The sequence below is a fragment of the Prolixibacteraceae bacterium genome, assembly GCA_019720755.1.
Classification (GTDB): domain Bacteria; phylum Bacteroidota; class Bacteroidia; order Bacteroidales; family Prolixibacteraceae; genus Halosquirtibacter; species Halosquirtibacter laminarini.
In genome coordinates this window covers 1,039,442-1,062,435 of the sequence record CP081303.1, presented here as the reverse complement: position 1 = coordinate 1,062,435, position 22,994 = coordinate 1,039,442, and the positions used below count along the sequence as shown (strand labels likewise).

Sequence of the window (22,994 nt, the reverse complement as noted above, 5' to 3'; positions counted from 1 at the left end):
TAGAATGGTTCTATAAATAGAAAGTAGAAATGGGGGTGAAATGGGATTCACTGTTGTTGTTGCTACTATCCTACTTTCATAAACAAATAGATGTTAACGTCACAAAACTACAATAATTAAGTTAAATCAATTAAATATTATATTAAATATATTGCTTTGATATAAAAAAACACAATATTAAAATAGGAGAATATTCACCTAAATACGACTATTAAACAACAGATATATCCATTATATAAGTAAAAAATAGAGACCGATTGCTGTAGCTATCACAGACAAGATCTATTTAATATAAACATAATAAGGTATAATAAATACAAGAATACAAATCATCCTATTACGATCTATTATAATCATATGTTATTAATTTCCTAAGTGTAAACCAAACTGACGACATATATGATATTAGAGAGCAATTAAGAAGATAAACATTCTGGACATCTGCTTATTGTACTGAAATATGTCATAAATTCAGATCAAACTAAACATACAAACGATCTCTCTATGAGATAAGAATTACAGAAAAAATGAACACTCAAATTTACCATTTCAGAAAAAATATTGAATATTCAATATTCAATATTTTATAGTTATATTTAGTCTATCAATAAAACTGAAAACTAATTTAAACCATAAACGAATGAACCTGAAATTATACCTCGTTATAGTGCTATTATTGGGTATGTCTTGCACGAATAAGGTGAAAGAAAACAATATTCAAACCGTAGATCAATCAAAGATTGAAACCATCGATATAAAGCTAGAGAAACATTCCGTAGAGGGGAAGTTATTAAACCCAACAAAGATTGGTATTAGCGAAAATAAATTAATCTTTCTGAATAACGTAGATGGAACGTTTCTTTCTATATATGAAAATGAGAAGCAGGATTATAAATTCTGTGGCAATCAACTCCATAAAGGAAAAGGAAAGGGTGAGATAGCTCGAGAAATTGATAATCATACTTTTCGTGTAAAAGGGAATAAGGTAGAATTTTGTGACCTGTTAAACATTTATGAATACAATATAGAAGGGACACCCAATAAAAAACTGACTTCTCTTTTCGAATTCGATAGAAGTTATTTTCCTGTAAACTGTGGATTTCGTCTTTACAATAACTATTATTTTAAAAATACGACACCAAGAGGTCCTAAAATTGAAAGATTATTCCAATGCACGGATGGAAAATCAACAAAAGAGGTATACCCTTTTCCTACAGATCTTTTGAGTAAATCAGATGCCAATAAAGGAAGAGGAAATCTATGGCAAATATTTGCGGGTTCTTATGCCATAGATCCTCAAGATAAGAAGATGTTCATAAGCTATCAGAATTTTCCTCAAATCGATATTATCGATACCCAAGAGATGAAAAAAATGGGAACGATACGATATGCTGAACAGAGAAAAACAACTTTTTTTGATGGCAATCAATATGCACCTTCAAGCAAAAACTACATCTATGGGAATGAAATATATACCACAAAAAATAGAGTCTATGCTTTGATCTTAGAACAGAGTAAAGAGACATTATCCACAATAGATTTCGAAAACCCTTCTGTTCTTCCATATATCCTTGTCATCGATATGGATGGAAAACCACAGTACCGCTTGAATTTAGATCATTTGATTCTATCTTTTGCCGTTTCTGAAGATGACACGATGTTATATGGTGCGTCTCCTTTTGAGTCCAACACTATTTTCTCTTATAACCTTAAAAATTAATCCAGATGAAAACCATACTATTCACACTACTCATAGGACTTAGTTATTTTACCTCGATGGCTCAAACCACCACTTTTGACTGTGATAGATATAAGATTGAATTTCCAGGAAAGTTTAAATTTGATTCAAGATCGAAAACGCATTTCTTCCATTATACAGAAAAAGCAGAGCTAGGGGAGATGGTCACTCTAAATATAGATGTAGAAGCCTTCACTAGAAAAGGTAATAAACACCAAAATATCTTGATTACACATAGAACGAAAGATGGATTAACCAGCGAGAAGGTGGATCTTCTGATGAAAAATGCATATAAACCATTGAAATTTGAGGAGGTATTAGAGACAAAAGATTATACCCTTCGAGGAGGTATTCATGGAAAAGTAAGCAAATGCAAGAATACTGCATATGGACAAGTGAGCTATAACTTTCAGTTTCGATTTAAAGTAAAAAATGGGATCTGCAATCTAAAATATGATTTTAACCAAGATGAGAAAGCACTATTAAAATTTGACTATGATAACTTCTTTAGCCATATCAAATTTACAGAGAAATAGAGTGTAATGAGAGTTGTTCAACATTGATTATAAAGAAACAATGGGATATTTATAAAATATAAACCAATGGCAATGGTTTGGACAGAACAAAAAAAGTACTCTCCATTCACTATAGAGAGTAGATAGATTGCTCTCTATAATGAATAAGATATTGAAACGTTTAAACAGACCATTACAATCAAGATACATACCTCACTTCTACAAAATGAACCGTACCAAACTCACAAAACATACAATCGTTTTACTCTCTATCTCTTTGATAATACTCTGCCTTGGGGCATGCAAAGAACAAAGAGATAAAACATATTCTATGGTAAAGAAGCATCCCCAAGAGAGGTTGAAGACCAAAGTTCGTGTGAAGAAAATAGACAAACGTCCTTTTTATAATGAGATACTAAGTAACGGAGTGGTGAAGGCAACTCGAAAAGCGTCGATCCCTTTTAAAGTTGCCTCCACGATATTGAATGTATATGTGGCAAATGGAGATCGTGTTTCCAAAGGTGCACTGTTGGCTCAACTAGAGTCAAGAGAGTTAAACGTTCAATACCGTAAAGCAAAACTTGCATACGATAAGTCGTTGATAGATCTAAAAGACAAATTGTTAACTTATGGAGTCTCTTCGATTGAAGATACTACTAAAATTAGATCGGAACAACTCATTATGGCAAAGATAGAGAGTGGATACACTCGTGCCTGCATCGAATTGGAGAGTGCGAAAGAAGACCTCAGAAATGTAGAGGTTCGTGCTCCTTTTCATGGTGTGATTTCCGACCTAAAGGCAGAATCGTTTAACCCTACAACTAGTTATAAGAAGTGTTGTAATATTATAAATGACAGAAAGGTGTGGATCGATTTCACCATTCTCGAAGAGGAGGTGTTGAAGGTTACCAAAGGGGCAAGAGTGAAAATAATCCTCGATGCAGACCGTACTCATACAATAACTGGAGAGGTGGTTTCTATAGATCCATCTGTAGATGCCAATGGGATGGTACATGTAAGAGGTATTTTGTCGAATGCACAGCATCGCCTAATGGATGGGATGAAAGCAGATGTGATCGTCTCATCTCTTGCAGGAGAACGTCTGGTGGTTCCAAAGAGTGCAGTCCTCTATCGTCAAAGTAAAAAGGTTGTCTTCGTGCATCACCATGGTACTGCCGAATGGGTATATGTCAAGGTGGGGGAAGAGAACAGCCAAGAGGTAACCATCATAGAAGGGGACATAAAAGAGGGAGATGAAGTCGTTGTAAGTAATAACTTTAATCTAGCTCATAAGACTCCAATACAAGTTATTCGATAAATGAGAAGCATAATATAATGAAGCATAGCTTTAGAATAAACGCTATTTTTGTGGCATTGGCTATTGTCGGTTTGGGGCTTATGATGCAACTGACCATACAACTCAAACCCAGTTATAAGGGAGACAAGATCTCTGTTTCGTTTAATTGGCCAAACACCACAAAACGTGTTATAGAGCAAGAGGTGACTTCCATATTAGAATCTTCTTTCGCCTCTATCCATGGAATAGAGAAAATACACTCTATGTCCAATAATGGAAGGGGTAAAGTGGATCTACAATTTAAGAAAGAGACCGATATGGATGCGGTCCGTTACGAAATCTCTTCGATTGTAAAAAATCTATACCCCAAACTACCTACGGGAGTAAGCCGTCCTTCCATTGTGTCCCATAAAGGAGGTGGTCATTCCGACCTCTTGATGACCTATGTGTTTAATGGAAAGGCTAGCAATAAAGCATTGGTTGCCTATCTAAACCGAAATATCGTTCCTGTTATTGGAGCCATCGATGCAGTAGAGAGTGTCAAAGTGGTTGGAGAACGACCTATTCAATGGTTGGTGCGATTAAAAGAGAGACGACTTCAAAGACTCGGGTTAAGTGAAACCGACGTAGAAAGAACCATATATGAATACTTTGAGAAGAGAGAATTGGGAAGATTCCATCTCAACGAAAAAGAGGATCATTGGCAATCATTCTGTTTTTGTGGAGGAGCGGATAGTCAAGATACGATCCATTGGAACCAGATTATCGTGGCTCAAAAAGAGGGTCGACTGATTCGATTGGGAGAGATCGCAGAGGTGTTGGAAAAAGAGAAAGAACCCAAATCCTACTTCCGAATTAATGGATTAAATAGCCTTTACCTCAACATAGAATGTGTAGAGGGAGCCAACCAGATACTTCTCGGAGATAAGATTCGAGACAAAATGAATAGACTTCATGAGAGTGCCCCTTCGAATATCTTTTTTGATCTAAAATATGATGCTTCAAAGAGGTTGAAGAGAGAGCGTAACGATATCTTGATGAGATCGGGACTGGCAATACTTATCCTTCTTGCTTTTGTATATCTAATCAGTAGGGATTGGAGATATCTTCTCTTAATCCTGTTCTCGTTGATTATCAACTTGGCTATTGCTATCATTGGATATGTAGGGTTTAAAGTTCAAATTCATCTATACTCTTTGGCAGGAATTACCGTATCATTAGGAATTATTATCGACAATACGATTGTGACAACAGACTTTCTGCGTCGTAAAAAGAAGTATGAGAACAATATATTTTGGGCAATTCTCGCCTCTACCTTAACCACCATTGGTGCGCTATCCATTCTCTTCTTTTTAGAGGAACAACAGAGAATGAATCTAACCGATTTTGCATGGGTAATGATTATCAATCTGGTCGTCTCTTTGGCTATCGCCTACTTCTTTATCCCTGCATTAATGGATAAAATGCCACTCACTTCCTTAGAAAGCCGAAAAAAGGTCGGAGGATTAAGAAAGGTTACTCGCATGACCTATCTATATCAACAATTTATCGAAGGCATGATGCGACATCGTAAAAAGGTACTCTTTTTATGGCTACTTATCTTTGGTATTCCTCTCTTTTTGATTCCCCATAGAGTTGGACAACGACCCAATGAGTTGAAACATGGAGAGAGACAAGCTTGGTATGTGGAAGCATACAATCATAGTATTGGAAGCGAATGGGTACAAGAGGATTTTCTTCCTATTTTTGAAACCCTATTCGGAGGAGTCATATCCCATTTTAACCACTATTACGAAACATATAGTACAAGACAAACACCCAGGGAGATAACCATTGACATGCATGCCTATATGCCTGATGGAACAACATTGGAGCAGATGAATCAATTTATCTCTCAAGTAGAAAATAAGCTCCTTGAATATGATGAGATTACGATGTTTAAAAGTAATGTCTATCCAGAATATGCCAACCTTCATATCCAATTTACCAAAGAGAGTCAGAAAGGGAATTTTCCTAAATGGCTTTTTGGGTATCTTGCATTGTTCGCAGAGCAGACTGGCAGTGTCGACACACAAATATTTGGGATAAAAGATAAGAGTTATAGCAATGTCTATAGAAACGTTGACGCTTCGAATTGTTTAACTCTTTTAGGATATAACTACGATCAACTTCAAGAGTTTGCCAATACAACCAAAGGCCTTCTAGAGAAAGAGGAGCGAGTAAGAAACGTGATTATTCACGCCAATAGAGATAGAATTACCAAGAGAAGATATGACTATATCGCCTATCTTGACCTCCACAAGTTGGCAAAGGCGAAAGTCTCTTTGTCTACCATATTTCAGAACCTGAAGGCAAATGATTATCGTCCAAAAGAGATCCCTTCTGTAGGTGTCAATGGGGATATAAGATCCATATCCATTGTTCCTAGTCAAGGAAAAGGAATAGATATTTGGCAACTTCAAAACCTTCTCATCAAAAGCAAAGATCGAGGAGTGAGATTGAAAGAGGTGGCAACCGTACGAAAAGAAATGGTCTTTGGAGGAATAGAGAAAGAGAATCAGCAATATGTCATTCAACTCCATTATGATTTTATAGGACCTAAAATTCTCACTAAAAAGATGGAGAAAAATATTGTAGAGAAGGTGTCGATCATGCTCCCTATAGGATATAAAATAAAACAGTCTTCTAGAGATCATTATGGATGGGATTCGAAAGACAAAAAACAATTCTATCTCCTATTATTGGTGGCTATCATTATCTATGTCATATCTGCGATCCTATTGGAATCGTTAATTCAACCATTGGTGGTGGTATTGATGATTCCACTATCCTATATCGGGGTATTTTTAACCTTTATCCTCTCCCACCATCCCTTTGGACAGGGAGGTTATGCATCGTTAATACTCCTATCGGGAATCACCGTAAACAGTGGTCTATATATTATCTACGGCTACAATAATCTAAATCATAAAAATAGACGTTCTTCTTTACAGAACTATCTATCCTCTTTTAATAAAAAAATCATCCCTATACTACTAACAATCGGTTCAACCATTTTGGGATTGATCCCATTCTTGATAGAAAGTAACAGTTCTGACTTTTGGTTCGCCTTAGCCATGGGGTCCATCGGAGGACTACTGTTTAGTATCGTCGTAGTGATGGTCTGTTTACCACTCTTCTTGAGAGTAGACGATCATAGAAAAAAACGTATCGAATCATAGAGAAATAATATATTATGGTAAAATTTTTAATCAAACGTCCCATTGCGGTCATCATCACATTTATCTCGTTTATGATGTTGGGACTCGTATCCTCTCTACAGTTACCAATCTCTTTGATTCCTGAGGTCGATATTCCTGAAATCACCGTACAGTTTCATGTAGGAGATCGCACTGCATTAGAATTAGAACAGGAAATTGTAAAACCCTTTAGGGAACAACTAAAACAGCTTTCGTATCTAGAGGAATTGAAGAGTAGTACACGCGATGGCATTGCCACGATCTCTTTAAGATTCTCCTATGGGCGGAATATTAATTATGCCTTTAATGAGGTAAACGACAAAGTAGATTTAGCCCTTCGAAATATGCCCAAAGAGGTAGCACGCCCATCGATACTGAAAGCATCTTCCTCCGATATTCCTGTCTTTTATATTAATACCGCACTGAAAGATCCACATGCTTCTGTCCAAAAACAACTAGAGATGAGTCGTTATGTTCAAGATGTAGTTCGACGACGATTGGAACAACTGCCTGAGGTTGCCATGGTAGATATTACAGGAAAAAGGGTATCTCAAATATCGATCTATCCAAACCAAAAGAAATTGCAGAGTCTTGGTATCAAAGAGGATGACATTACCAATGCACTACATCAACACAATCAAAATTTCGGAACCATAGAAGTAAAAGATGGACAATATCGTTACGGAGTGCAATTCGCCAATGGACTAGTGAACACTCAGGATGTGAAGGAGATCTACTTTAATGTAAATGGTCACCTGTTACAACTAAAAGATATCGCAGAGGTGGTAAAAGAGCCCAAAGAGCTGAAAGGACTTTTTTTGTGGAACGAAAAACAGGCTGTTACCATGGCTATTGTAAAGCAGTCAGATGCACAACTAGAGACACTGACACAAAAGGTCGACAGACAACTAAAATCATTTGAGGAGAATACTCCCGACATCGAATACTCCATCGTTAGAGACCAGACGGGAATACTAAAATATGCCATACACAACCTGTTCCAAAGTCTATGGTGGGGAGGTCTTCTTGCATTCTTGGTGATGTTTATTTTTCTAAAAGATGGTCGTTCACCATGGCTCATAGGGGTAAGTGTCCCGATATCATTGGTCATCTCGCTGTTCCTTTTCTATCTATTGGGTATCTCCATCAATATTATCTCCCTCTCTGGATTGATTTTGGGGGTTGGAATGATGATTGATAACTCCATTATTGTGATTGATAATATCACGCAAAAAACAGCTTCTGGCGACACACTCTTCGACTCCTGTGTGAATGGGACCAATGAGGTGATTCGACCTCTTATATCGTCTGTTTTAACCACCTGTGCTGTATTTATTCCATTGGTTTTTCTAAGTGGTATTTCAGGAGCCCTCTTCTATGACCAAGCGATGGCAGTGTCAATAGGACTAGCCTCCTCATTGATTGTATCGATCATTTTAATTCCGACACTATACCACCTAATTTGGCTCAGAAAAGGCAACCAGAAGAAAGGAGACGACGTTACCCAAAGATCGTTTGGGGTATTCTCTTCTACAGATCTGTACGAAAAAGGATGGCATTGGGTATTCGCCCACCGCAAAGGTATATTTACATCTTTCTTTGGACTGATACTCATCGCATTATTACTAGCCAAACAGATGCATAAAGAGCGCTTCCCTGTGCTTCAAAAAAGCACCATGGTATTACATATCGATTGGAATGAACGAATCCATGTACGTGAGAATGAAAAGAGGGTAAGAGCATTGCTTTCAAGATTTGCGAACACGACTCTTCGAAGTCATAATTTTGTGGGAACACAGCAGTTCTATCGAAACAACAGCGAATCACTGACAGAAAATGAGTGTATGCTATATTGGGAGCTTCGAAGTGGAATCAAAAGAGATGATATAGAAAAACAGGTAGGTGAGTTAATCCAAGAGAGATACCCCCTTGCCCACTTGGATATCTCCACTCCTAAATCCTCTTTTCAACAGCTTTTTGAAGCAGATAAAGCCCCACTTGTTATGAATATTCAAGCGAACAAACCATTAAAATATATGCAGGTGGACTCTCTGAATGACCTAGTATCTCAATTTAATATCGCTTTTCCTTATGCTAAGATTTCGCCCTTCGCTAGCCAGTCGTACGTATCACTGCATGTGTTGCCAAAGAAGTTAGCACGATATCATGTCTCTCAACAAAATATTTATTACATACTAAGGCAACGACTGAAAAGTGTACAGGTAGAAGCATTAAGAGATGGCACCACCTTGCTCCCTATTATGTTATGCGACCGTGCGACTTCGATCTCTCAAATTCTAGGCGAAACGACGGTTGTCAATAGCAAGAACAAACAGATCCCATTAAGAGCATTGGTAGCGATAGTTCATAAAAATCAGTTTAAGACAATTGAAGCAGATAGAACAGGTGTCATCTTCCCATTTAAGTTTACCTCTATTGGAACAGGAGAAGTGAAAGAGATACAACATGATGCCAAACATTTTATAGAGAAATATGGATATGGACAGGCTAATTTCGGAGGAGAGATTTTCAATACAGAGGCATCCTTAAAGGAGCTATTAGTGGTTTTGTCTGTTGCATTGTCTCTGTTATATTTTATATTGGCAGCACAGTTCGAGAGTCTTGTACAACCCATTATTGTACTTCTTGAAGTACCGATGGATATTGCAGGAGCACTCTTTCTTCTTTGGATCTTTGGAGGAGCAATCAATCTTATGTCCATGATCGGTATCGTAGTGATGTGTGGAATTATAATCAATGACTCCATTCTAAAAATAGACACCATCAATCAATTACGAATCCAAGGCTATGAGATAAAACATGCCATAGAAGAAGGAGGTCGTCGAAGATTGAAACCGATACTTATGACTAGTATTACAACCATTCTAGCACTTATACCTTTTCTTTTTGGAGAAGATCTGGGGAGTATTTTACAGAGACCATTGGCTTTAGTGATTATCGGAGGTATGACATTAGGGACCTTTGTTAGTCTCTATTTTGTGCCATTATGCTACTTCTATTTCTGTAAGGACCAAAATAAATTGTAACGATGTTGCCCCAATGTAATCCGTGTTAGTTTGATATCTATAATTAAAATCAATTCACCTTATTTTGGTAATTTATAAATTGTAGTTCTTTTACAAAAAGACAATTATTCACACATTTTCCTAATCCTATAGAAGAAACTGAGATCAGCCTTTCCACTCTCTTCTTATTGACGAGACCAATAATTGAAACGGTCTCTAGAGAGTCGAAATGATCTTGTAACAGACAATCTCCTCTAAGATTTAAAGGCTTATGAGTTGAAATAAGAGAGGTATCAAACACCTTCACATAAGACCTATGATCCCTTTTGGACCTTAACACAATTAAAGACTCTGTCGGGATTACCTCCATCATAATTATATTTTGGTCTTTGTTCATCCCTTCACGATATAATATACCAAACAATTTATTGAGGATCGAATAGATATAGACTTTGTTGACATAACCATTGTCGTAACCTTGAAGCAGATATCCATCTTTATCCTCATCGGCAATCGGAACAACAAATTTTGGTTTTTGAAATGGTTTTGGATTACGAGTGACCATATAGCTTCCATCATCAAAATGAAAAAGGTAGGCAATAATATTGCGTATTTCTTTACTCTTTGTATCTGAAGTTATATCTGAGTCATCCTCGATTAACTCTGGAGCATGGTAAAATTTACAAGATAAGACATCGTTAAATGCAGGCCTATATTGAACATTTCGATCAGATTCTAGCTTACGAGAAATAATATTCTTCTTATCATTTTCACTTAATACAAGCTTTATATCCATGCTAGTATTTGCACGAGTAAATTCCGTATGTATGGAATATTTTTGTTTACAGTCGAGATCTAACTCCTTACAATTGCAAGGAATTGAGAGATTCCGATTAAAACATTTTAAATCTATTTGACGAGTAAAATTAGAAATCAATTGTTTTCTTAACCGCACTTTATCCACAAAAGTCTTACGGCCAATTCTATCACGTTTATAAACATGGAACCCCCATTTTAGACTACATCTAAAACTGTCATAATTTAATTGGGGCTTACCTTCGTTGTCTTCCTCTTGAATATCTCCAATATCAAAAGACACCTCTTGTGTTCCATTCTGTTTCATCAATCGACGTACCAAAGTCTTACGAAATTGGATTAACGTTTCATCTCTATACTTATTAAAATTGCGTATCCTCATTTTATCTTCGAACATTTCAATAGATCCATCACTTTGGGTTTTTATTAACTTATTCAAACGCATCACTCCTTGATTTTGGACTCAGTAAAAGACACAACACAACTAAGACGGGGTACATTTAACCCAAAGAATTCAATCTTAGTTTTATTATATCCTATAAAATAATTACACTTGGACTTCCCTATATTCAATCATTATAGATCTATTTATGGGAGGTATATTAGATCAAATCCAACAGTTAATGGGGATTATATTTTCTAACGTGTAAACAAAATTACAAGGGACCTATGCACTCAAAGCACACTTTTATAAAAAAAACAAAACGAGAGATACCTAAAAGCATATTCAAAGCAATGCTACCAACAGTTAATGTAAAGAGTTGTAGACTATTTGGCAAAAGTCGTCTCATCTGAGAAAACAAAGTGTCTTAAGGTAATTTTAAGGTAGATAATATAATATGGAGAAAATAGTAGATCATTGTTCACTATATATAACACACCAACAATTATAATGTAAATGATTATATACCAACACAATAATACACATAATTTTCTATACAATTACACCATATCAATATTATAATATCTTTTTAAGATAATTTCATACATTATTCAGGTTCACATTGTAAACAAGAGAAGTGAATTATCGAATTAGGATTATCAAACTGCACAAACTCAGCATAGAACAATACTTGATGATTTTTCACCTTTTCAAAAAGAATATCATAATTGGGTGTATCTCCTTTTAGATAACCCAGAATCTCTCCTCTTGTGGTCATACATACAACTGAGATTTTATCGTCTGGGCTTATTTCATTTAAAAGAAGAATATGATCTTGGGGAGTTAAACACTTCATCAACTTTATCCTAAACATATCATTTTGACTTTCGATAATCGCAGAATAAATGTTTGGGTTCTGGTTTACGAAGAGTGTTTTTGTCGTTTCATACATCTTGACCAATTCTGGAACAACAGACTTTTTAACAAGGGGATTACTCTTTCTATAGAGTATAAAAATACAAATAGATAAGGCAGATAGAATAATCAGAAGGGTGTTTGTCATGTTTTATTTAGTTAAACGTTTTCATAAGTCACCATCTCGGTAGGGGGGATTACTTGAACGGGGCGACAAATATAGAGATAATTATTAATATTAACGAATATAGATTCATTATAAAATCAACTTTAAGATCGATAAAATTCTAATTTATCAGTAAGAGAGAGAAGGGTATATACTTATAAAAAAATAGGCATAACCTAAAAAAAGGCTATACCTATTCACTATTACACACACAAATATAATTCACCCTTATTCGCATCTTAGCAGATAAGATGCTAGGACAAAATTATTTTACTTCAACATAAATATTTTTTATAATATCACGAGAAGAGGTGCCAACTCTTAGACGATAACGTCCAGACTCTACTACCCATTTTTCATTATCCGCATCATAATAATTTAAAGAAGAGACAGGTATCTTTATCTGAAATGTCTTTTTTTCCAATGGGTTTAACTTTATTTTTTTGAAACCCTTTAACTCCTGAAGTGGTTTTAAAACAGAAGACTTCACATCCTCCACATAAACTTGAATCACCTCTGAGCCGGACACTTTACCAGTATTCTCAATCTCTCCTTTCACAGTAATCACATCCTCTTTGTCATAACTTTTACGATCTGAATGTATCTTATCCATCTTAAAGTTTGTGTAAGACAATCCATAACCGAAACAGTATAAAGGATCAATCTTTTTTGTATCAAACCAACGGTAACCTACTAAGATCCCCTCTTTATAATATACCTTTTTGGCTATTCCTGGATATCCTTGTTTCCCAAAAGTATGTGCAGGGCTATCGTCAAGCTGTTTAGGAAAAGTTATTGGTAATTTTCCTGAAGGGTTCACCTTACCAGAAAGAATATTTCCTAATGCCGAACCCGTTTCACTGCCCGAATACCATGCTTGAACAATTGCCTTCACATCAGAACGCCACGGCATCGCTACTGCATTACCACTCACAAGAACCACCACCACATTAGAATTCACATTTGCAATATTCTCTATTAACTGATCTTGATTGTAAGGTAAGTTATATCCTGTTCTATCCCCATTTTCACAATCTTGCTGGTAGTTCTTATTTAATCCTCCAACGAAGATTACCATATCCGCCTCTTTAGCTTGATTTATAGCAACCATTGCAAGAGAGTCCTGATTCTCTTTTGGATAAGTAAGAACATCATAAACAGTTTCCCCTGCGGTGTAACCAAAGGTATGGGTTACTGTTGCTTCAGGAAAAGCATCTTTTATCCCCTGAAGAGGAGATATCTCATGAATCGCCTTTAATTCAGAAGAACCGCCACCAAGAGTCATCTTCTTCACTGCATTTTGTCCAATGACTGCGATCTTTATATTACTCTTTTCATCGATAGGAAGGGTATTGTTTTGATTTCTCAACAAGATCATTCCCTCTTCTGCCACTTTTCTTGCTACATCAAAATGTGCTTTAGACCCTTTACTTCCATATGGTCTATTAGGAACCATTGTGGTACGCATCATCAATCTCAACACGCGTCTTGCTTTATCATTCACTACCGATTCTTCGATCTGACCATTCTGAAGCATCTTAAGAAGAGGAGTGGCTAAATAATAGGAATCATAACTATTGGCAACACTAGTAGTCAAACCATTGGTTCCTGTTCCCATTTCAATATCTAAACCATAGAGTGCAGATCCTTTAGTAGAGTGTGCCGCAGCCCAATCAGAGATCACCACCCCATCAAAGCCCCACTTACGCTTTAAGATATCGATATTTAAAGACTTGTTTTCACAACAATAAACACCTTCATATTTATTATACGCTCCCATAATAGACCACACCTTACCTTGAACCACAGCTGCTTTGAAGGCAGGTAGATATATCTCATGAAGGGCTCTTTTATCTACTACTACATCAATCTCATTTCTAAGAACCTCCTGATTATTCAAAGCATAATGCTTAACACAAGCAGCCACTTTGTTTTGTTGCACTCCATGAATATAAGGAACCACCATCGTAGATGCTAGAAAAGGGTCCTCTCCCATATATTCAAAGTTACGACCATTAAGAGGAGTTCGATAGATATTGACACCAGGTCCCAAAAGGACATCTTTATGACGATAACGAGCCTCCTCACCGATAGCAACACCAAACTCACGAGAAAGTGCGGGATTAAACGTAGAAGCCAAGGCAGTCAAAGCAGGAAAAGCAGTACACGAATCATTGGTCCAACCAGCATGTTTCCAACTATCCCATGAGATCTCAGCACGAACTCCATGAGGACCATCAGACATCCATAACTCAGGTATTCCTAATCGAGCGACACCTGGAACACTAAATTTAGATTGTGCATGACACAACTTAACTTTCTCCTCTAAGGTTAATTGTGAAAGAATTTGATCTATCTTAGTTTCAATATCCTGTTCCTCTTGTGCCGAAACCAAAGAGGAGGAAACGACAAGAAGAAGAAGAGATAAAATGAGTTTACGATATAAATATATTTTCATTGCATGTTGTTTTGTTTTTATAAAAAAACAGAGGGGCTTTTTAAACCCCTCTATCGGGGAATCTATTTTACTTGAAAATAGACAGAGGTCTTAACAATGGCATCACCACCAATCCATAATTGAAAACGACCTGGTTCTACAATACGATTCATCTGCATATCATGAAAAGCAAGAGTGGAGACAGGAAGATAGAACTGCACCTTTTTCGTTTGATTAGATTTTAGAGGAACTCTTTTAAAAGCTTTCAACTCTCGAACAGGTCTTGTCACATTCCCAACCAAATCCCTCACATAAAGTTGTACTATTTCGGTACCATCACGGTCTCCTGTATTTCGAATATCACAAGTCACTCGTAAGGTATCGGACACATCATAAACTTGTTTATCAAGATGAATTGAACCATAATCAAAGTTTGTATAAGACAATCCATAACCAAATGGGTAAGCAGGAGTATATCCATCATCCAAATAGTGAGAAGTATTGCCTAAGGAAGTCTGTATTGCTTTAATCGGTATTTTATCCATAGGGATCCACTGTTTCGGATCCACAGGACGACCCGTGTTCTTATGATTATAGTGCATTGGGATCTGTCCCACACTACGAGGGAAAGTGACAGGCAATTTACCCGAAGGATTCATCGTACCGTCCACAATATCGGCTAACACCTCTCCTCCCATAGTACCAGGATGCCAACCATAAATGATTGCATCCACATAAGGTTCTACATCATTTAGGACCAAAGGACGTCCAGCATATATCACCAAAACAATTGGTTTACCTGTCTTCTTCAGCTCTTTAATCAATGCGGCTTGTGCACCAGGAAGAGTGATGCCTGCTCGTGAATGTGCTTCACCAGAAAGGATAGCCTCTTCTCCAGCACAAAATACGACCACGTCAGCTTTCTTGGCATTGGCAATGGCACTAGCAAAACCATCGTTGCTTTTATCTCTTGAATAATTTAATCCTGGAGTAAACGACACTTTATTCCCCCATCGTTTTGTAAATGCATCTCTTGGTGTGATCGATAAACTCACATCCCCATCGAAATTCCATGTTCCAAGCTGTTCGTATGGTTTATCCGCAAGGGGCCCTATCAATGCAAGCTTTGTCGATGGCAACTTCAATGGAAGAATTTGATTCTTATTCTTTAGCAATACCATACTTTGCGATGTAATCTTCTTTGCCAACAGAAGATCTTCAGGAGCAGCATATTGATGTTGCTCATTTTTATCGACATAAGGATCTTCAAAGAGGTTCAGTGACTCTTTAACCCTCAAAATATGTAATACCGCTTGATCAATCTCTTTCATGGTAATCTTCTTCTCTTTAAGAAGCGTCTTAATATTATCATGAAAAGAGGTCGCCACCATCTCCATATCCACTCCGGCATTGATTGATCTTTCTGCAGCTTCCTTCGGATTGGCTGCAAAACCATGAACAATCATCTCTGTAGTAGAACACCAATCACTTACAACAAAACCTTTAAACCCCCACTGATCTCGTAAAACATCTCTTAAGAGAAACCTATTTCCCGTAGATGGAACGCCATCAATTTCATTAAAACTAGTCATGATAGAGAAGACTCCTGCATCCACCGCTTCCTCAAAAGCAGGAAAATATTGATCGTAAAGTTCTCGCATTGGGATCAATGCAGTATTATAGTCACGTCCCCCTTCGGCAGCACCATATCCTGCAAAATGTTTGGCACAAGCTGCGATCTTATACTTTCCATTCAGTGTATCACTTTGAAACCCTTGTATCATTGCCACTCCTAACTTAGCACTTAAAAGAGGATCTTCTCCAAAACTCTCTGCTATACGTCCCCATCGAGCATCTCGTGCAAGATCAACCATCGGAGCAAAAGTCCAATTTATTCCTGAAGATTTAGCCTCTTTGGCTGCCACCACTGCCGACTGTTTTACAAGGTTTGGATTCCACGAAGCAGCCATACCTAAAGGAATAGGAAACATTGTTTTAAAGCCATGAACGACATCTCGTCCTATTAAAAGAGGGATTCCTAATCTACTTTTTTCAACAGCTTCTCGCTGAAATTGATTTATCAGATCTACATTGGTCTCATTAAGTACAGAACCAATCTCTCCATTTCTCAATCGTTGAATATCTTTATCCGAAAGGTTATTACCAGGAGTATTTATTAGACACATCTGACCAATCTTCTCTTCTAAAGTCATCTTTTCAAGTAATGAAGCAACTCGATCCTCTTCATTGGACGACTGGCACGAAGCCATAATGAAAAGCGCTCCAATTATTGAGAAATATAATATGATATTTTTCATATGTTATGATTTTATAGGCGATATAATACAGTATTATGAATAAGGAGCATTTTCTCTTAGAAGACAAAGACCTCCACTTCCAATATGCGCACTTTTGAGCTCGATAGACACCTTATAGTATGGTATCAAACCATAAAGATGAATATTTATCTTATAAAGAATTCAAAATGATACACCACTGTGATTTATTAAGTTATAATAATCTCTCCGGTGTCATATCACAATCCTATTTCAGTTTAATAGAGCAGTCTTATCAAAAGTAAGACTGCTCAACAGTTTAATTCATTGGTTTAAAAATCCAAGTCCATCCTGTTCCACCAGCACTCACAGGATTATAAAGAATCATCTTTTCCTCTGTGAGTTCGATGATCTGATACTCTCCATCCGCATTGATTCTTTGACTATCATTTCCTAAAATTGGCGCATTCATTAAAGTTAGCTTTGTGTAATCCTTATTAAACTTAAATGAACCCAATTGACTTGTAGATCCATCATGATAGGTATAATTGGCTGCGCCATTCAAATCAAACTGCATATAACCAGAGGCATCCGCGGGTCCTGCTCCAGTACCCCCTGCATTCCACCAAGCAGTAGCCCATTGAGTAGGGTCATTCCCTGGAGACATATACCACCACATTCGATCATCAGCACCAGGTCCTCCATCAAAAACCCATTTCTTTCCCTCTAAGTCATTACCCACCAACCGATAATAGTTTGGTGGTAATTCTTGGTCGAGCTGATCTATTTGAACCTCAATCTGTTTAGAGACATAGGAGGTCTTTGCAGGATCATTCCCCTCCATATAGGCAGTTGTCACATGGTATGTAAAAACAGCCTTTCCAGGGATAGGATAATTCACCACCACCTTGTCTGTGAAACTCTTATCAATATTATAGTCCCAATATCCTGCCACTCCAGGAGTATTCATCTTAAGTGTTAACCCATTTCCTCCCTCTGTTGACTGAATCACCTCAAGTTTGATATCATCAGGATTAAAACTATTGCTAAGCGAATCTCTGTCCACAATTGGATCACAAGCGGTTCCCAATAAGAAAAGCGCCATGATATATATAAATGTTTGAAAAAATCTTTTCATAATCGATCTCAATTTATAAGTTTCATTAGAATCGTTCGTACAGACGACTACCATCCTGGATTTTGTTTATATACACCATTAGAAAGGCGGATTTCCGACTCAGGAATTGGCAACAATCCTTTGGTTTCTGGGCGATAAGTCACGTTATAAACACTCTCCACACCCATATTAGAAATAGGAATGTTTCTTTGAAAGTAGTTAGCTCCTGCTTTCTCCACATCTCCCCATCTAACAAGGTCGAACCAACGAATCCCTTCAAAAGCAAATTCATGCATACGCTCCTCTTTCAATACATCTAACGAGTAAGCAATTGCATCAAGACCTGCTCTTTCTCTAACTCTATTTAAACCAACATTCGTCTCTGTCAACTCTGATTGCATCAAAAGAATATCTGCAAAACGTAAGTAGTAAAAATCTTGTGCAGCCCATAACTGTAGAGGATCACCATTATCCATATCATATAGATAGTAGAAGAGACCTTTAACACCATCTTCTCCATCATGCTGAAGGGTGGTATATTTTTTATTGAAATAACCAGTTTCCTGATCTCCAACATCCCCTTTATAACTATCTGTTCCTTGATCGGCATCCCCTAATTCCAATATTGAACCTTTCTTACGAGTGTCGCTGTCATCCCATTGGTCATACAACATCGGATTTACAGTACCCCAACCCCATCCTTGTCCAAAAGGAACCATTGAGTTCTCACGAACACCAAAATAGAGACAAACACGGTTATTATAGCTTTGACCTTTATCCCAATCCCAATTACCGAAAGCAAAACGTTGAGCAAACATCACCTCTTTATTTCCGGTTCCAATACTTGAGTGAGGACCATCCTGTCCAACCCAAGAGAGTCCAGCATTGGCAGCCCAAGGAAGCACATCCTTTCCTGCAGCTTCATTGACATACGAATATGGCCAAAGGTTTCTGAAGTCAGAAGCCAACTCATACCCACTATTTGCAATAATATCATCCAAGGCATCTACAGTCATCTGTTTGGTTAACTCCCCCTCTGACACAAGAGGTAACACATCAGTAGCACTCTTCTCAATATTAGTCATATAGCCAGTATAGAACATATACACTCTAGCCAAATAAGCTTTAGCTACCCATACATTCGCATGACCATAACGATCAATCGAAATATCCAATGCATTGTCTCTAGGCAACATATCAGAAGCGGTTTTAAAGTCGCTAGCGATCTGACTAAAAGTTTCTGTAAAAGTAGCTCTATCAACATTTCTTGGAGCGTCGGTAGAGAGAATCAATGGCATTCCACCAAAGAATTTTGCAGCTCTGAATAGAAGAAATCCTCTCATAAAATAGGCCTCTCCTACTGATTGATTCTTAAAATCTGTCGATGCTTGTTCTGTCTTAAAAAAACTAGTGAAGTCGGTTGTACTAGCCTTCTCAATAATGGCATTACAACGATAAATACCATTATAAGTCTCTACCCATAGATCTTTATAGGTATCTTCATCAGGATCATTAAACCCATCAATGTTTTTTGCTAATTTATCATCAGGTCCCCCTCCAGAGAACATCAAATCAGAAAGAAGGTTGGCCGTTACATGTTCATTACTTGAGATGCCACCAACATAGAGTGCATTGTAGACTCCACCCATTGCCTCCTCAATATCGGTAGGCGTTTGGTAAAAGTTGTCCAAACTCTTTTGATATAGATTGTCTGTATCTAGAAAGTCATTACATCCTACCAAGGAAAATATTAGGGCAGCGATCAATATCGTATATCTAAATTTCATCTTTAATCCGTTTTAAGTTAAAAAGCAATGTTTACACCCATCATCACTGTACGAGGAAGTGGGTAAAGACCTAAATCGATTCCTGAAGCCCAGTTTGCATCATGTCCATATGAGACCTCTGGGTCCATTCCGTCATACTTAGTAAAAGTGTAAAGGTTGTTTACAGAGATATAGACCTTTGCAGATCTCATCCACGACACATCGTTCAACATTTTGCTAAAATCATAACCAACAGTTAAATTACTTATGCGCAGATAATCTGCATCATGCATAAATATATCCGATATAAAATTCGTATTTCGGTGAGACGAAGAGCTTAGTCTTGGTAGTCGATCCGAAGTACCTTCACCATGCCAACGATCAAAAATTTGTGTCGTATAGTTCTGGTCAAACTTATCGGCAAAGGATCTATAGGACTGCATTACCTGCATTCCAAACTTACCTGTCATGGTCATATTTGCATAGATCCCTTTGTACTCCGCATTCAATTGGATACCTAGTTCGTAGTCTGGACGAGGATCACCAAGCATCACCTTATCTTTTTCGTCAATCACACCATCACTATTTTGGTCGACAAAACGAACATCTCCCATACGTTGATCCTCAAAGAAAGCATTTCCATCAGGCCCTACATATTGATCTACCTCATCTTGATTTTGAAGGATTCCATCCGTCTGATATCCGTAGAAATAACCTATCGGTTTTCCAACTTCAACTCTCGAGATATAAGATGTTCCTTGAGAAAGCACATTAGACGGTCCTGTGATAATTCCTTCGGAATTGTCTAACTTCGTGACACGGTTTTTATTATAGGTCCCACTAAGAGTCACTCCATAAGAAAAATCGCCTAGATTATCGTTCCATCCCAAAGAGAGCTCGACCCCACTATTTTCGATATTACCACCATTGATAAATGGAGCGCTAGCACCTGCAGTTCCTTGAATCGGAGCCACCACCAACCAATCTTTGGTAGTCTTTTTATACCAATCAAAAGTAAATGACAACTTCGAATCAAACCAACGAGTATCAACACCAAAGTTTAACTGTTCAGAAGTCTCCCATGTTACATCCGGATTGGGAACGTTTGCAGGAATTGCTGTTGAGCCCGATATCGGTTTGGTATCCCCAAAGAAATAACCAGGATCGATATAGGAAATATTTGAACTATAGATAAAGTTATCTATTGACTGGTTTCCATTTTGTCCCCAACTCGCTCTTAACTTACCATAATTTAACATAGAAAGGTTCGATAGAAACTCCTCTTCAGAAAAGTTCCACCCAGCAGAGACAGAAGGGAAAACTCCCCAACGCTTATCTTCTGAAAAATTAGAGGAACCATCTGAACGCACAGTTGCGTCTAAGATATACTTCTCATTGAAGTTGTAACTTACCCTTGCCATATACGACATCAAGCCACCACCTTGAGCTGCCCAATCTTTACCCCAAGTATCAATTCCAGTGATCTTATCTTTCTTTACATTGTCTAGATAGGCATAATCTGGTTTTCCAAAAGTAGTCCCTGATTTGCGACCACCCACATTCATATTCAATACATTCTTCAGCATCTCGCTACCCACAAGGAACTGAAATTTATGTTTATCTAAATCTAAATCATAATTGATGGTATTGGTCCAAGTATAATCTACTCCTTGGTACATACTTTGAGATGCAGCATCGAGAGAGTTATTATATAATACGCCTAACTGATAAGTAGGAGCCCATGAACGGTTATGTCCATACCAACTATTCACACCAAAAGAAGAGCGTAACTTTAAGTTCTTAATTGGTTCCAGCTCGGCAAATACATTTCCTACAAGATTATTGCTCTTACCCCAATTATAGTTCTTCTTATAATATAGGACGGCAAGGGGATTGGTTTGGCTATTATCAACCCCTTCTAGTGTCGGAGTGTAACCTTTTCTATCAGGCGATTTATTCCAATATGCAGGCATCAATGGATTCTGAACAATGGCATTATGTAGATCATTATCATAGATATTTCCAGTAGAAACGGCCCTGTTCTCGGTATTTGTATAGGTAAAATTCTCCCCAACAGTTAGAATACTATGACGTTCATTCTTAAAGAGAATCATCTGTGTATTGATACGAGCAGTAATCCTTTTATATCCAGCATCCGTAATATCTCCTCCGATAATACTACTTTGATCGAAGTACGAGAATCCCATTGCATAAGTAATATCTTCGGAAGCTCCAGTAATATTGATAGAATGACTCTGTACTGGTGCATCTTTCTTAGTCATCTCATCAATCCAATTGGTTCCAGACCAACCATTTTGCAGCTTATCCCAAACTTCTTGTCCTAATTGTGTTCCTAATTCATTCGGATAGTTACTATTTAGCCAATTGTTAGCCATCAGCTCTTGTTCCCAATTATGAGGTGCCAAACCATCGTTTACACGGCCCTCATCCATCACGTACATATACTCCTGTGCATTTAGAGGTGCGACGTTTTTATAGATGTTCTGTACTCCATAATAGCCATCATAAGAGACAGACGGTTTACTTCCCTTTTTTGCTTTTTTTGTAGTAACAAGCACCACTCCATTGGCAGCCCTCGAACCATAAATAGCAGCAGAAGCAGCATCTTTTAACACATCAATAGATTCGATATCAGAACTACTCAAATAATCGATATTTCCAACGGCAACACCATCCACAATATACAATGGATTTGAGTTGCCAATAGTACCAAGACCACGAATAGACACTTTGGTTCCAGATCCGGGAGCACCATTATTTCGTGTGATTGATACCCCTGGAGTAACACCTTGTAGCGCTTCCATGGCAGTACCTGTATTCATTTTCTCAATATCTTCTCCTTTTACATTCACATTGGCACCCGTCACCAAAGCCTTTTTTTGAACCCCATATCCTACAACAACCACCTCATCAATATCAGATATCGAATTCTTCAAAGTTACGTTTAAAGTGTTTCGATCTGCGACCACCTCTTGTGTTTTCATCCCAACAAAAGAGAATACTACTGTACTACCTTCAGGAACCTTCAATGAGTATTTACCATTAAAATCCGTAACAGTTCCTATGTTTGTACCCTTTACCACGATAGAGACACCCGGTAGGGTTAGAGCATCCTCTTTGCTTGTTACAACACCCTTCAGATTGATATCTTGGGCATATGCAGAAAAACCAAAGCAAAGAAGTATAAATAAAATAAGATTGTATTTCATAATCCTTTTCATTTGTTAGACATATAAGTTTTAGTGTAATACGATTCACTGGCCAAGCGATTACAGTAGATAAA

12 protein-coding genes are annotated in these 22,994 nt (G+C 37.4%); 5 read left to right on the top strand and 7 right to left on the bottom strand.

Features of this window, described 5'->3' with window-relative positions:
* Positions 1–640 precede the first annotated feature (640 nt).
* The 5 genes from K4L44_04530 to K4L44_04510 all read left to right on the top strand — a co-directional run bounded on the left by K4L44_04530 (position 641) and on the right by K4L44_04510 (position 9,836).
* Entirely contained in the window at positions 641–1,720 is a 1,080-nt protein-coding gene (locus tag K4L44_04530) for a TolB-like 6-bladed beta-propeller domain-containing protein (protein QZE15100.1), read from the top strand.
* Between the two features lie 5 nt (positions 1,721–1,725).
* A complete protein-coding gene (locus K4L44_04525) occupies positions 1,726–2,274 on the top strand; it encodes a hypothetical protein (protein QZE15099.1) in 549 nt (182 codons plus the stop codon).
* 310 nt (positions 2,275–2,584) lie between these two features.
* Entirely contained in the window at positions 2,585–3,571 is a 987-nt protein-coding gene (locus K4L44_04520) for an efflux RND transporter periplasmic adaptor subunit (protein QZE15098.1), read from the top strand.
* Between the two features lie 17 nt (positions 3,572–3,588).
* A complete protein-coding gene (locus K4L44_04515) occupies positions 3,589–6,771 on the top strand; it encodes an efflux RND transporter permease subunit (GenBank protein ID QZE15097.1) in 3,183 nt (1,060 codons plus the stop codon).
* A gap of 14 nt (positions 6,772–6,785) precedes the next feature.
* Positions 6,786–9,836, top strand: coding sequence for an efflux RND transporter permease subunit (locus K4L44_04510; protein ID QZE15096.1), 3,051 nt, complete (start codon positions 6,786–6,788; stop codon positions 9,834–9,836).
* Positions 9,837–9,885: 49 nt separating this feature from the next.
* On the opposite strand, the gene K4L44_04505 is transcribed toward K4L44_04510, so the two are convergent.
* From K4L44_04505 to K4L44_04475, 7 genes are all read right to left on the bottom strand, one after another.
* On the bottom strand, positions 9,886–11,076 hold the full coding sequence (locus K4L44_04505) for a hypothetical protein (GenBank protein ID QZE15095.1): 1,191 nt from the start codon (positions 11,074–11,076) through the stop codon (positions 9,886–9,888).
* A gap of 544 nt (positions 11,077–11,620) precedes the next feature.
* A complete protein-coding gene (locus K4L44_04500) occupies positions 11,621–12,076 on the bottom strand; it encodes a hypothetical protein (GenBank protein QZE15094.1) in 456 nt (151 codons plus the stop codon).
* A gap of 283 nt (positions 12,077–12,359) precedes the next feature.
* Positions 12,360–14,552, bottom strand: a complete 2,193-nt coding sequence (locus K4L44_04495; protein ID QZE15093.1) for a glycoside hydrolase family 3 C-terminal domain-containing protein — start codon at positions 14,550–14,552, stop codon at positions 12,360–12,362.
* Between the two features lie 62 nt (positions 14,553–14,614).
* Positions 14,615–16,849 carry a glycoside hydrolase family 3 C-terminal domain-containing protein gene (locus tag K4L44_04490; GenBank protein QZE15092.1) on the bottom strand — a complete coding sequence of 745 codons (2,235 nt, stop codon included), beginning with the start codon at positions 16,847–16,849 and terminating at the stop codon, positions 14,615–14,617.
* A 277-nt stretch (positions 16,850–17,126) separates the two neighbouring features.
* Positions 17,127–17,945 carry a hypothetical protein gene (locus tag K4L44_04485; protein ID QZE15091.1) on the bottom strand — a complete coding sequence of 273 codons (819 nt, stop codon included), beginning with the start codon at positions 17,943–17,945 and terminating at the stop codon, positions 17,127–17,129.
* Positions 17,946–17,992: 47 nt separating this feature from the next.
* Positions 17,993–19,711, bottom strand: a complete 1,719-nt coding sequence (locus K4L44_04480; protein ID QZE15090.1) for a RagB/SusD family nutrient uptake outer membrane protein — start codon at positions 19,709–19,711, stop codon at positions 17,993–17,995.
* Between the two features lie 17 nt (positions 19,712–19,728).
* Entirely contained in the window at positions 19,729–22,920 is a 3,192-nt protein-coding gene (locus tag K4L44_04475; GenBank protein QZE15089.1) for a TonB-dependent receptor, read from the bottom strand.
* Positions 22,921–22,994 lie beyond the last annotated feature (74 nt).